Raw genomic sequence first — 12,684 nt, forward strand, 5'->3', positions numbered from 1 at the left:
GAAAAGACTTGGGGATAATGAGTGTCTTTTTATCTTAATGGGTGATCATGACGTCTTTGATATGGTGCAGAAGTTTGCCTTCGAAGAAAATGCTTACACCGGTAACATGTGAGTCACCCAGGCTTTTATAGGTGACGGCTTTTTCTGTTTCGACCTGAGTTGTAATGTCGCCAGAGTTTTTAAGTTCCAGGTCAAGTCTCAGATTGAAAGACTTGTCCTGCATTGGGCTCAGTATCAACGTCGGTATAATGCCGGGATGCGCCACGGTCACGGTCCCGTAAGTGCGGAAGAAGAGGTCCTTCGGCATACGGTTGATTTGTGCTACCCAGTCACTGTTTTTAATAGTCATATTTAGTATTCCATAAGTTAAAGTTTGAGTGCTTCCTGCCCGATCATTATTAGCGTGAAGTGTTTTATTTGTGGAGTGGTATATCTATTCAAGTTGTAAGTGTGTTCGTGTGTCGAGGGTTGGTTTGGTCTTGGTTGACTTTGTTAGTTTGGTGTAAGTGCAGGTGCCAGCAGTGAAGGCCGAGGAGGGGTGATAGTTTTTGTTTCAAGCTGTGATGGGGATGAAGGCGCTTCGGGGGGGTTGAAAACGGCAGTGACTGCTTGCAGGTGGGGTCACGTGCGAAGGCAGCTACATCCCGTATGCATGGCCAAAACCATGGGCAGCACAGGCATTGAGTTACGGATTGAACAGGCAAAAAGCGAATTCTTGTAGTATAACTACAAAATTGCTACATCCCCGGCGTCAGCCAATAACAATGAGTCCTGCCCTTTGAACCTGTTGCAGCACATCGCCCAGTCACGCCATCTGTTACGCAAGTCGGAGCTCAAGGTCGCCGATCATGTGCTGCTTGATCCTGCGGCTGTGATGCACAGTTCCATGGCCGATCTTGCCCACAGTGTCGGCATCAGCGAGCCGACCATCGTGCGCTTCTGTCGGGCCATCGGTTGTTCGGGCTTTCAGGACTTGAAGCTGAAACTGGCGCAAAGCCTGGCAGCAGGGGCGAGTTTCGGGCAATTCGCGATTCACGAAGACGACTCGGTCGCCGACTACAGCCTGAAAATTTTCGACACCACCCTGCACACCCTGATGGAAGTTCGCGAGAAGCTCGACCCGTTGGAGTTGCAGAGGGCTGTGACCCTCATGTCCCAGGCTCAGCGCGTCGAGTTCTATGGTTTTGGTGCGTCCGGCGCGGTGGCGGCGGATGCCCAGCATAAATTCTTCCGGTTGCTGCTGACGGCTGCGGCCTATTCTGACCCGCACATGCAGGCGATGTCGGCGGTCACGCTGAAGCCGACGGACGTGGCGATCTGCATTTCCCAGTCCGGCCGCTCCAAGGACCTGTTGATCACCGCCAACCTGGTGCGTGAAAGCGGTGCTTCGCTGATCACGTTGTGCCCAAGCCAGACCCCGTTGGCCGAGCTGTCGACCGTCAACCTGGCTATCGATGTGCACGAAGACACCGAAATCTATACGCCGCTGACCTCGCGTATCGCGCACCTGGTGGTGATCGACGTGCTGGCCATGGGCGTGGCCATGGCGCGTGGGCCGAGCCTGGTCAACCACCTCAAGAGCGTCAAACGTAGCCTTCGCAGCTTGCGTCTGTCGCCCAAGTCGGTCAAAGCCCTCGACGATTGATCCGAGATTGCTGGAAGGTCGTTCCGACCTTAATCGCGAGCAGGCTCGCTCCCACAAATAGATCGGCTGTGTTGCGCAATTCGTGCGTACACCACAGAACCTGTGGGAGCGAGCCTGCTCGCGATGGCGTCCTCGAAAGCGCCGAAAGTTCACATCCCTGTAATCCCCGCGCCGCCAAACCGTCATCCCCCGCGCCTATCTTGAAACTCCCGTACTCGCCTTGGGAGACTCGAAATGGCCCAGCACTACGAAGAACGCAACAGCGCAGTCAAAACCCGCCGTCAGCAAGAAGACCAGCGTCGCATGGCGTTTCGCCGCGCGATTGAAGATCGTTGCGAGCACCGCCAGCTTCTGGCCGAGATCGGTGAATACCCGGATCTGGAACTTAATTACTGGCAGGCAAAACCGGCAGCTTCGCGTCGAAACGCTCAACCAGCGCGCTGATCTGCACCCGTTCACTGCGGATAAACGCCAGGAACGCATGCGCTACCGGTGACAGGCGTTTGGCCTTGGCCTGCACCAGGCACCAGCTGCGGTACAACGGCAGCTCTTCGACCGGCAGCTCTTTGAGCCCGCCGGTCGCCAACTCCAGGTTCAGGGCGTGGCGCGTCAACAAGGCCAGGCCCAGACCCGCCACCACGCATTCGCGCTGGGCTTCGGCCGACGAGACTTCCTGGGTCTGGTTGAAGTGCACGCGCTTCTCTTTGAAATACTCCTCGCACGCCAGCCGTGTCCCGGAGCCCGGTTCGCGCAATAGCAGTGTGTAGGGCTCAAGATCCTGCAAGCGCAGCGGTCCCATGTGGCACAGCGGATGATCCGGTGGCGCGACGGCAACGATCGGGTTGTTGAGGAAGGGCAGGAACTCCAGGCCCATGTCCTGCGGCACCATGGACATGATCACCAGGTCGTCGCGGTTGTCGGACAGGCGCCGGATCACCTGTCCCCGATTGACCACCGTCAGCTGCAGGTTCACTTCCGGGTGCTGGCGCTTGAAGGCGGCAAACAAGTGCGGTACGAAGTACTTGGCGCTGGATTCCACTGCCAGTTTCAGCTGACCTTGCAATGAACCTTGCATGTCCGAGAGCTGCATATCGAGGTTTTCCAGGCGCCCGAAAATATCCCGACTGGCGCGCTGTAACGCTTCAGCCGCTTCGGTCATGTAGAGCTTTTTGCCGACGTAATCGAACAAAGGCTGACCAATCAGCTCTTCAAGCTGACGAATCTGTAGGCTGACGGCCGGTTGTGTGAGCGACATTTCGTCGGCTGCGCGGCTGTAGGAACGCAAATCGCAGACTTCATTGAAGATCTGAAGCTGGCGTAATGTCATACGCATCAAAGACTTACGCATAATCTAGAGACTCTGGTCACAAGCGGGTCTCTCAACTATAAGCCTTTGCTTATGCCTAACCCAATTATTATTGATTTTTGTTAATCCCTTGAGCGGGCTAGTGTGACTACGCGACTGGCTTGAAACATTTAGTCACGCGCCGACCCAGTCCAAGGTCGTGGGTAGCAACCGGCTCAAGGGAACCTCCAAGTGATAAAAAAGATCCTGATTGCCAACCGTGGTGAGATTGCCGTACGAATCGTACGTGCCTGCGCCGAGATGGGCATTCGTTCGGTCGCGATCTATTCCGACGCCGATCGCCATGCGTTGCATGTCAAACGTGCCGATGAAGCCCACAGCATTGGTGCCGAGCCACTGGCCGGTTACCTGAACCCGCGCAAGCTGGTGAACCTCGCGGTGGAAACCGGTTGCGACGCGTTGCACCCAGGTTACGGCTTTCTTTCGGAAAACGCCGAGCTGGCGGATATCTGCGCCGAGCGCGGTATCAAATTCATTGGTCCGTCGGCAGAAGTCATTCGCCGCATGGGCGACAAGACCGAAGCCCGCCGCAGCATGATCAAGGCTGGCGTGCCGGTCACTCCGGGCACTGAAGGCAACGTCGCCGACATCGCCGAAGCCCTGGCCGAAGGCGATCGCATCGGTTACCCGGTGATGCTCAAGGCCACCTCCGGTGGTGGTGGTCGCGGGATTCGTCGCTGCAACAGCCGCGATGAGCTCGAACAAGCTTTCCCGCGGGTGATTTCCGAAGCGACCAAGGCCTTTGGTTCGGCGGAAGTCTTCCTCGAAAAATGCATCGTCAATCCCAAGCACATCGAAGCGCAGATCCTGGGTGACAGTTTCGGCAGCGTGGTGCACCTGTTCGAGCGTGATTGCTCGATCCAGCGTCGCAACCAGAAGCTGATCGAGATCGCCCCGAGCCCGCAACTGACGCCAGAACAGCGCGCCTACATTGGCGACTTGTCGGTGCGTGCGGCCAAGGCCGTGGGTTACGAAAACGCCGGCACCGTGGAGTTCCTGCTCGCCGAGGGCGAGGTGTACTTCATGGAAATGAACACCCGGGTGCAGGTGGAACACACCATCACCGAAGAAATCACCGGTATCGACATCGTCCGTGAGCAAATCCGCATCGCCTCCGGCCTGCCGCTCTCGGTGAAACAGGAAGACATCCAGCACCGTGGTTTTGCGCTGCAATTCCGGATCAACGCCGAAGACCCGAAAAACAACTTCCTGCCGAGCTTCGGCAAGATCACCCGTTACTACGCACCCGGCGGTCCCGGCGTACGTACCGACACGGCGATCTATACCGGTTACACCATTCCACCGTTCTACGATTCGATGTGCCTGAAACTGGTGGTCTGGGCGTTGACCTGGGAAGAGGCGATGGACCGTGGCTTGCGTGCCCTTGATGACATGCGTCTGCAAGGAGTCAAGACCACTGCCGCCTATTACCAGGAAATCCTGCGTAACCCGGAATTCCGTAGCGGTCAGTTCAACACCAGCTTCGTTGAAAGCAACCCTGAGCTGACCAACTACTCGATCAAGCGCAAACCCGAAGAGCTGGCCCTGGCCATCGCCGCCGCCATCGCCGCCCACGCAGGCCTGTGAGGAATATTCCAATGACCAAGAAAATCCACGTAACCGACACAATCCTGCGCGACGCCCACCAATCGCTGCTCGCGACCCGCATGCGCACCGACGACATGCTGCCGATCTGCGACAAGCTCGACAAAGTCGGCTACTGGTCGCTGGAAGTCTGGGGCGGCGCGACCTTCGATGCCTGCGTACGCTTCCTGAAAGAAGACCCGTGGGAGCGTTTGCGCAAACTGCGTGCGGCGCTGCCTAACACTCGCCTGCAAATGCTTTTGCGTGGCCAGAACCTGTTGGGCTACCGCCACTACAGCGACGACGTGGTCAAAGCCTTCGTCGCCAAGGCGGCAGTGAATGGTATCGACGTGTTCCGCATCTTCGATGCGATGAACGACGTGCGTAACCTGCGGGTGGCCATCGAAGCGGTGAAAGCGGCCGGCAAACACGCCCAGGGCACCATCGCCTACACCACCAGCCCGGTGCACACCATCGAGGCGTTCGTGGAGCAAGCCAAGCAAATGGAAGCCATGGGTTGCGACTCCGTGGCGATCAAGGACATGGCCGGCCTGCTGACCCCGTATGCCACTGGCGAGTTGGTCAAAGCACTGAAAAGCGAGCAGTCGCTGCCCGTGTTCATCCACTCTCACGATACCGCCGGCCTGGCCGCGATGTGCCAACTCAAGGGCATCGAAAATGGTGCCGACAATATCGACACCGCGATCTCCAGTTTCGCCTGGGGCACCAGCCACCCGGGCACCGAGTCGATGGTTGCCGCCCTTAAGGGCAGCGAGTTCGACACCGGCCTGAGTCTGGAGCTGCTGCAGGAAATCGGTTTGTACTTCTACGCCGTGCGCAAGAAGTACCACCAGTTCGAAAGTGAATTCACCGCCGTCGACACCCGCGTGCAAGTCAACCAGGTACCGGGCGGGATGATTTCCAACCTCGCCAACCAGTTGAAAGAGCAGGGTGCACTGAACCGCATGAGCGAAGTGTTGGCCGAAATCCCGCGGGTTCGCGAAGACCTCGGCTTCCCACCGCTGGTGACCCCGACGTCGCAGATCGTCGGTACTCAGGCGTTCTTCAACGTATTGGCCGGTGAGCGCTACAAGACCATCACCAACGAAGTGAAGCTCTACCTGCAAGGTGGCTACGGCAAAGCGCCGGGTGTTGTTAACGAGCAGCTGCGCCGTCAGGCGATCGGCAGTGAAGAAGTCATTGATGTCCGTCCGGCGGATTTGATCAAGCCGGAAATGACCAAGCTGCGCGGCGAAATCGGTGCGTTGGCCAAGTCTGAAGAAGACGTACTGACCTATGCGATGTTCCCGGACATCGGGCGCAAGTTCCTTGAAGAACGCGAAGCCGGCACCCTGACTCCGGAAGTGTTGTTGCCGATTCCGGAAGCCGGCGGCGTGACCTCGGCGGGCGGCGAAGGTGTGCCGACCGAGTTCGTCATTGACGTTCACGGTGAAACCTACCGCGTCGACATCACCGGTGTGGGCGTCAAGTCCGAAGGCAAGCGTCACTTCTACCTGTCCATCGATGGCATGCCGGAAGAAGTGGTGTTCGAGCCACTCAACGAATTCGTCAGCGGTGGCAGCAGCAAGCGCAAGCAAGCCAGCGCACCGGGCCACGTCAGCACCACCATGCCAGGCAACATCGTCGATGTGCTGGTCAAGGAAGGCGACACCGTGAAAGCCGGCCAGGCGGTGCTGATCACCGAAGCGATGAAGATGGAAACCGAAGTTCAAGCGGCCATCGCCGGCAAAGTCGCCGCCATCCACGTGGCCAAGGGCGACCGGGTCAATCCGGGCGAAATCCTGATCGAGATCGAAGGCTGATTTAACAGCCTCGACTGCAACGCTTTACCTCGGGGGGGCATGTGCCCCCCTTTTTTTTCACCGCGGATTTGTGGACGTTAGAAGTTCATCCGCCACTGCCCCATCACGCCGTTTTCGTGGCTGTTGCTGCTCATCTCACCGTTGTAGGCAATGCTCAGGGACTGCTGCTTCGAGATCCTCAGATCCAACCCCGCTTCCAGTGTCAGGCTGTTGCGATCCAGTGGAATGCCTTCGACGTAGAACGTCTCGCTACCCGCCAAAAAAGTCTGACGTAGATGGCTGCTGACATCGCCGTAGGTGTGCTTCCAGCCAGCGCTCATACGCGGGGTCAGGCGCATGCCGTTTTCCAGGTCGCTATGGTGTGCCAGGCGCAGGCCAAAGATGCTGTTGAAGTTGCGTTGGGTTTGTTTGTCGACTTTCAGCGCAGCATCCCCACCTTTTTCCCGGTAGCTGTCACGTTGATAATGTTCATACCCCAGGCTTGCGAAAGGCTCGACCTGCAGGGCGCCACTGCTCAGGTTGTAGCCGACTTCGGCGAAAACCTGCTGGCTGCTGGCGTCGTAGCTGCCTTTGAGTGGGTCGCTGTAACCATTGAAGGCAATGTTGCGTTTGGTGGTTCCGTCATGACTGCTGTAAGTCGCACCCAGTCGCAATGCCAGCGGGCCGCTTTGACGCAAGGCATAGGCACCGAGGTGCCAGCTGTCGAGATCGCCGTCCAGTAACACCCCGTCCAGGCGAGTCTGTGATTTGCCACCCAGCAAGCCCGCGCGCCATTCATTGTCGAGTGACCAGTCGGCCCCCACCACAATGCCGTGAGTGCGTTGCCGAAGGGCGCTGTCGTCCAGTTTGTCATCAAGGGTTGCGGAGTTGCCCAGCGCCTGGACCCAGACCTTGCCGTTGATATCGTGACCAGTTGCCGAGCGGTCTTGCAGACTTGCATCGTTGCTCAGCTCGCGCATGGCGGAAAGCATGCTCGCGCTGACCGGCCGGACACTGCTCAACGTGGCATAGGCGAGGTTGGCGTTGCTGACGCCGGCCAGTTGCTCCAGCGCTATGGCGGCCGTTGCGGTGTCGCTGGTGAGCAGGGCATTGATGGCGGCATTGTTCGCAACCGTCTTCGGCGTTTGTGTTGTGCCGGGTTTATCGGAGTCGAGGCTGTTGGCGACCGGGGGGGCATTGGTCATCACTTCCGCCGGGAGTTCAGGTGCCAGTGCAGCGATCAATCCTTCACTTGCCGAGGGTTCTTTGGGGGCAATCATGTTCTCGACGAGCAGCGGATCAGGAACAGGATCAGGATCAGGAGCGGCTTGTCTGTTATCGGGGGTGATCAACGCCACTGCTGTGGTGACGGGGACGTCGGGTAAGTGCCGTTCGACAGAGTCCTGAGGGGCGGGTTTGGGTTTCGCAGGTTTTCGGGCTTTGACCGGACGGGGCTTGGTCTCGGTTACTTCGGGCTCTGTTTGCTGAGCGTGGGACATTTCGTTGCAGCCGAAGGCGAGGACAATTGCCAGGGCGAGATGGTGTGGACGATGAATGTGCAAAATGGGCATTGAATGCGACCTCTTCCTTGGGGAAGTCGAACTCTAAAAGGGCGGGCACATCCCCCGATGCCGGGTATTTCCGGCTCTTGTGCGAGGTGTGGGAGCTTCGGTTGTAGAAAAGGCTCCGCCTTGGAGGCCGCATGACTATTGGCCTCCCGTTGCTGACGTTTTTCCTTACGTCGTTCTCGGATGTGTCGATTTGCGAAGGCTCGGAAACGCGTCTGCCACTGTCCAATCAGGCCATTCTTCTAGCATGCAGAAGTTTTTTCCAGATTGATGTGTGGGGTTCAATCGCGCGAAAACGCAATTTAATGCATTTAATTGTCTGGAATTATCTGTTGTATGCATTTAAATGCACATTTTTGCCGTGTGCGAACTTAATTTATGCACTATATTGCAATCGCCTCATGTTTTAAGCCTTTGCAAATGTATTAAATTGCAGGAGCAAGCAATGCTGACGCTAACGCTACAAATTCATTCGGCTGGGGAATGGCAGGATGCCATGGTCCTGAGCTTTGATGACCCGGAGCAAGGCTTCGCCAGTCGGTGCAACTTTGGCTACGAATTGGGTTATCTGGTCGACAACATCAACGATATACCAAGTCCTTTCGCTGGGGCTGTGAGCGCCAATGTCCCGGTAGCCTGGGAGGGGCAGCGAACCTCGACTGCTCCGGCGTTCTTGCACGACATTGCGCCAGCGGGGGCAGCCAAACGGTTCCTCATGACGCACATTGGTCGCGACAAGCCAGAGGGCATTAGCGCCGACCTGTTTTTACTGGCCCGCAGTACACCGGCCCCCATTGGCAATATGCGGATCAAGGAGTCGCTTGAAACACTGAGCAGCCGCCCGGCAGTGGGCTTCCAGCGTGACGACGTGATCTCGCGCGACAATCGCTTTCTGGAATATGCCTACGAACAAGGTGCAGCCATTGATGGTGCGACGGGGGCAGGTGGTGAAGCGCCCAAGCTGTTGCTGACAGAAAACCGTGAAGGCCTGCTGTATCCGGATGCAATGCTGGATGACACCGAAGTGGCACAGCACTGGTTTGTGAAGTTCGCTCGTAACCAAGGCACACAAACCGACAAAGACATCCTCAGAAGCGAGTTCCATTACTACAAGGCGCTGCAGATGCTTGGCATCGACACCGTGGCCACAGCAGGGCTGGCTTTGGAAGAGGCGACAAAACCCAGTTTGTGGATGCAGCGTTTTGACCGTCGTATAAACGAGCAGGGCCTCGAGCGACTGGCGGTTGAGTCGATTTACTCACTGGCCGGAGTGACTACCCCGGGAAGTCCCATGGATCACTTGGAGGTGATCCGGCTCCTTGCCGACCTTTGGCGGTCGACTGGACAAGCGGCGCACATTGAGGATCTGGTCGTGGACTACCTGCGTCGTGACCTGCTCAACAAAATACTCGGCAACTCAGATAACCATGGACGTAACACCGCGATCATCCGCCACGCCAATTCGTTTGAACTAGCACCGATCTACGACCTGGCACCGATGGTCATGGACGATGAAGGCATCACCCGGACCACAAAATGGCCACGGGATTTGGAGTTGGCGGGGGATGTCGATTGGCGTGGCGTCTGTAATGCGTTAACGGGGATTGTCGATTCGCAGGTGGTCTTCGAGCGGTTGCGCGAGCAAGCCAATCGCTTGCGGGCGCTGCCGGACATACTGACCGAAAGCGGTCTGCCTGAGGTGACGATGAATCACCCTCGAATTGCTTTGCGACATCTTGAGCATCGTTTAAGGGAGTGGGGGCTGCAATGAGCATGACAGTGTCAGAGCGAACACTGCTGATCGAAAGTATTCAGCAAGAGTTAGCCAATGACACATTGGCTATCGGCGAAGCGGTGCGCCAATTGCGAGTTGAGGTGACCGGTTTACACCAAAGCCAGTTCGCAAAGATGTGCAAAATCTCCGTGCGTACGCTGGTGCACATCGAGCACGGAGAAGGGAACCAGACGCTCAAATCACTTAACGCCGTGTTCCGCCCATTCGGGATGCAAATGGGCGTGGTGAAGATTCGGCGTACGATCAGCTGAACCCTTAGCTCCGCTGCTTGTACGCCTTCCCGTAATGCCGCTCCATCCGTGCCTGAATCAACTCCAGACCAATCGACAACAACCAGTAAATGATCGCTGCCGTGCTCAGCATTTCGATGTAGCGATAACTGGAGCGGCCATAGGACTGCGCCAGGAACATCACTTCCCAGACGCCCATCACCGAGATCAGTGATGAGTCTTTGAGCATCGAGATGAATTGGTTGGTGGTGGGCGGAATGATGGTGCGCATGGCCTGTGGCAGGGTGACTCGCCAGAAGATCACCGACTCGCGCATTCCCAGCGCGAGGGAAGCTTCGCGCTGGCCATGCGGTACACCGACGATGCCGGCGCGGAAAATTTCACTCAGGTACGCCCCGTAATTCAGCGATAACGCAATGATCCCGGCGGCAATGGCGCCGGGGACAATGCCCAGCTGTGGCAGGCCGAGGTAGATCAACAGGATCTGAATCAGCAACGGCGTACCACGAAAAAACGATGCGTAGAAACTTGCGATGCCGAACGCCACGGCACTCTTCGACAACCGCGCCAGGGCGGTGATGAAGCCCAGCAGCGACGAGGCGACAATCGAGCACAGGCACAAAAACAGTGTCAGCGCCGCGCCTTGCAAGAAGCCGTTGGGCGCCAGATGCAGGCCGATCAGGTTCGGCAGCTTGTCGAGAATGATCGAAAACTTCAGGTCGAAGCTCAGGAAGAAACTCGCGAACAAACCCAGCATCGTCGCCCAAGTCAGGTACAGGCGGGTACGAAAACCAAAGACGCGTTTGAGCAATGACTCAGCCACCGGTTGCGGTGGCTGAGGAGGGCGGGGGAAAGAAGTCATTTGCTGATATCGGCGCCGATCCATTTTTGTGACAGCCGGGTCAGGGTGCCGTCCTGTTTCAACTGGGCAAAGACTTCGCGCACTTTGCCATCCCACTGGGCATCACCCTTTTCGATGGCCACGGAGTTGGGTTCCGAGTACAGCGGCTCGCCGGCGAGCTTGAAGCGCTGGTCCTGGGTCAGGCGCGGTTGTGCGGTCACAAGGTTGGTGAGGACCGCATCCAGTCGCACGCCGGCGCCCAGGCTCAGGTCCTGGAAGGCGACGTTGTCGGTGTCATACGGAGCGATCTGCACATCCTCGAACGGGTACTGCAATCGGGTGTCTTCAGCGCCTTCGATCACCAGGTTTTTGTTCAGGTAGCTTTCGTAGCTGGACGCGCTGGTGAGGCCGACTTTTTTGCCGCTCAGGTCCTTGGCGCCATGGATGCGATCGTCTTTGGCATTGACCACGATCACGGCTGGCGAAGCGTAGTACTCCACCGGGAAATCGAAGACTTCGGCGCGGGCCTTGCTCGGGGTCATGGAGCAGATGCAGATGTCATAACGACCGCTCCAGCGACCGGCAGCGATCACGTCCCAGGACGGCGTTTCGAGACGCAGTTTGACGCCAAGTTTGTCCGCCACGGCTTTGGCCACGTCGACGTCGAAACCGTCGAGCTGGTTCTGATCGTTGAGGAACGAGAACGGCGGATAGCTTTCCATCAGCACGCCCACCAACTCTTTCTTTTGCTCGATACGATCCAGCGTGGCGCCGGCAAAGGCTTGGGAAGAGGCAGCGAGAATCGTCAGGCCCAGGGCCAGTAGCGGTTGAAGTTTCACGGGCAGTTCCTGACTAAAAAAGAAGTTGTTATTAACTGAATGGTGCGTATTTAATAGTTATAAGGACGACTCTGGTAGTGAGTTATTTTCATAAGCATATGAGAAAAAAACATATGGACGCAGGCAGCACGGTAATTCTGGATGGCGGTATGGGTCGCGAACTGCAACGCCGAGGCGCGCCGTTCAGGCAGCCTGAGTGGTCCGCGCTGGCGTTGAGCGAAGCACCGCAAGCGGTTGAGGCCGTCCATACGGCTTATATCGAAAGCGGTGCAAACGTGATCACCAGCAACAGCTACGCGGTGGTGCCGTTTCATATCGGTGAAGAACGTTTTGCGGCTGAAGGTCAGGCGCTCGCCGCATTGGCGGGGGAGCTGGCACGGCGTGCAGCCGACGCGGCTAGACAGCCCGTGCGTGTGGCGGGTTCATTGCCGCCGCTGTTCGGTTCCTATCGTCCGGACCTTTTTGATGCTGCCCGGGTGACTGAATTGCTGACGCCATTGGTGACGGGGCTGGCACCTCATGTCGATCTGTGGCTGGCTGAAACCCAGAGTTCGATTGTCGAGGCGCGGGCTATTCATGCCGGTTTGCCAAAGGACGGCAAGCCGTTCTGGCTGTCGTTTACCTTGAAGGATGAAGACACGGACGAAGTACCGCGTTTGCGTTCAGGTGAACCCGTGGCCGATGCCGCTGCGGTGGCCGCAGAGCTGGGGGTCGAGACGCTGCTGTTCAACTGCAGCCAGCCGGAAGTAATCGGTGCGGCGATTGATGCTGCGCGGGAAACCTTTGAGCGTTTGGGTGTGAAAGTACACATCGGCGCATACGCCAACGCCTTCCCGCCGCAACCGAAAGAGGCCACGGCCAATGATGGTCTGGACCCGTTGCGCGAGGACCTCGATCCGCCCGGTTACCTGCATTGGGCGGCCGATTGGCAGAAACGCGGTGCGAGCCATCTCGGTGGTTGCTGCGGGATTGGCCCGGAGCATATTGCGGTGTTGGCGCAGAAGCTGGCGTAAA

At 57.6% G+C, this 12,684-nt stretch carries 12 protein-coding genes; 7 read left to right on the top strand and 5 right to left on the bottom strand.

Going from position 1 to position 12,684, the window contains the following annotated elements:
• Positions 1 to 34 precede the first annotated feature (34 nt).
• Positions 35 to 349 (bottom strand): hypothetical protein, encoded by a 315-nt coding sequence (locus AC1DHT_RS06545; RefSeq protein WP_427541282.1) that lies wholly within the window; start codon positions 347 to 349, stop codon positions 35 to 37.
• Positions 350 to 778: 429 nt separating this feature from the next.
• On the opposite strand from AC1DHT_RS06545, the gene hexR reads away from it, so the two are divergent.
• Both hexR and AC1DHT_RS06555 read left to right on the top strand, forming a co-directional pair.
• A complete protein-coding gene (gene hexR / locus AC1DHT_RS06550; protein WP_007954250.1) occupies positions 779 to 1,645 on the top strand; it encodes a transcriptional regulator HexR in 867 nt (288 codons plus the stop codon).
• A gap of 234 nt (positions 1,646 to 1,879) precedes the next feature.
• A complete protein-coding gene (locus tag AC1DHT_RS06555; RefSeq protein ID WP_427541279.1) occupies positions 1,880 to 2,089 on the top strand; it encodes a PA3496 family putative envelope integrity protein in 210 nt (69 codons plus the stop codon).
• On the opposite strand, the gene AC1DHT_RS06560 is transcribed toward AC1DHT_RS06555, so the two are convergent.
• Positions 2,031 to 2,993, bottom strand: a complete 963-nt coding sequence (locus AC1DHT_RS06560; protein ID WP_427541276.1) for a LysR family transcriptional regulator — start codon at positions 2,991 to 2,993, stop codon at positions 2,031 to 2,033. The genes AC1DHT_RS06555 and AC1DHT_RS06560 overlap by 59 nt on opposite strands.
• 189 nt (positions 2,994 to 3,182) lie before the next feature.
• Between AC1DHT_RS06560 and AC1DHT_RS06565 the strand changes: the two genes are divergently transcribed.
• Positions 3,183 to 4,598, top strand: a complete 1,416-nt coding sequence (locus tag AC1DHT_RS06565; RefSeq protein WP_427532881.1) for an acetyl-CoA carboxylase biotin carboxylase subunit — start codon at positions 3,183 to 3,185, stop codon at positions 4,596 to 4,598.
• Positions 4,599 to 4,609: 11 nt separating this feature from the next.
• Positions 4,610 to 6,418 (top strand): sodium-extruding oxaloacetate decarboxylase subunit alpha, encoded by a 1,809-nt coding sequence (oadA, locus tag AC1DHT_RS06570; RefSeq protein WP_427541273.1) that lies wholly within the window; start codon positions 4,610 to 4,612, stop codon positions 6,416 to 6,418.
• Positions 6,419 to 6,495: 77 nt separating this feature from the next.
• On the opposite strand, the gene AC1DHT_RS06575 is transcribed toward oadA, so the two are convergent.
• Positions 6,496 to 7,968: an autotransporter outer membrane beta-barrel domain-containing protein gene (locus AC1DHT_RS06575; RefSeq protein ID WP_427541270.1), complete on the bottom strand. Its 1,473-nt coding sequence runs from the start codon at positions 7,966 to 7,968 to the stop codon at positions 6,496 to 6,498.
• Between the two features lie 442 nt (positions 7,969 to 8,410).
• Between AC1DHT_RS06575 and AC1DHT_RS06580 the strand changes: the two genes are divergently transcribed.
• Together AC1DHT_RS06580 and AC1DHT_RS06585 are read left to right on the top strand one after the other, a co-directional pair.
• Positions 8,411 to 9,736, top strand: a complete 1,326-nt coding sequence (locus tag AC1DHT_RS06580) for a type II toxin-antitoxin system HipA family toxin (RefSeq protein ID WP_427541267.1) — start codon at positions 8,411 to 8,413, stop codon at positions 9,734 to 9,736.
• Positions 9,733 to 10,011, top strand: a complete 279-nt coding sequence (locus AC1DHT_RS06585; protein WP_429539566.1) for a helix-turn-helix domain-containing protein — start codon at positions 9,733 to 9,735, stop codon at positions 10,009 to 10,011. Before AC1DHT_RS06580 ends, AC1DHT_RS06585 begins: the two co-directional genes overlap by 4 nt.
• Positions 10,012 to 10,015: 4 nt before the next feature.
• Here the strand turns inward: AC1DHT_RS06585 and AC1DHT_RS06590 are convergent, their stop codons facing one another.
• Both AC1DHT_RS06590 and AC1DHT_RS06595 read right to left on the bottom strand, forming a co-directional pair.
• A complete protein-coding gene (locus tag AC1DHT_RS06590; protein ID WP_427541261.1) occupies positions 10,016 to 10,852 on the bottom strand; it encodes an amino acid ABC transporter permease in 837 nt (278 codons plus the stop codon).
• On the bottom strand, positions 10,849 to 11,670 hold the full coding sequence (locus tag AC1DHT_RS06595) for an ABC transporter substrate-binding protein (RefSeq protein WP_103314807.1): 822 nt from the start codon (positions 11,668 to 11,670) through the stop codon (positions 10,849 to 10,851). The genes AC1DHT_RS06590 and AC1DHT_RS06595 overlap by 4 nt, the downstream gene beginning before the upstream one ends.
• Before the next feature lie 113 nt (positions 11,671 to 11,783).
• On the opposite strand from AC1DHT_RS06595, the gene AC1DHT_RS06600 reads away from it, so the two are divergent.
• On the top strand, positions 11,784 to 12,683 hold the full coding sequence (locus AC1DHT_RS06600) for a homocysteine S-methyltransferase family protein (RefSeq protein WP_347928430.1): 900 nt from the start codon (positions 11,784 to 11,786) through the stop codon (positions 12,681 to 12,683).
• The last annotated feature ends 1 nt before the right edge of the window (position 12,684 follow it).

The sequence above is a fragment of the Pseudomonas sp. 05N432 genome, assembly GCF_056396945.1.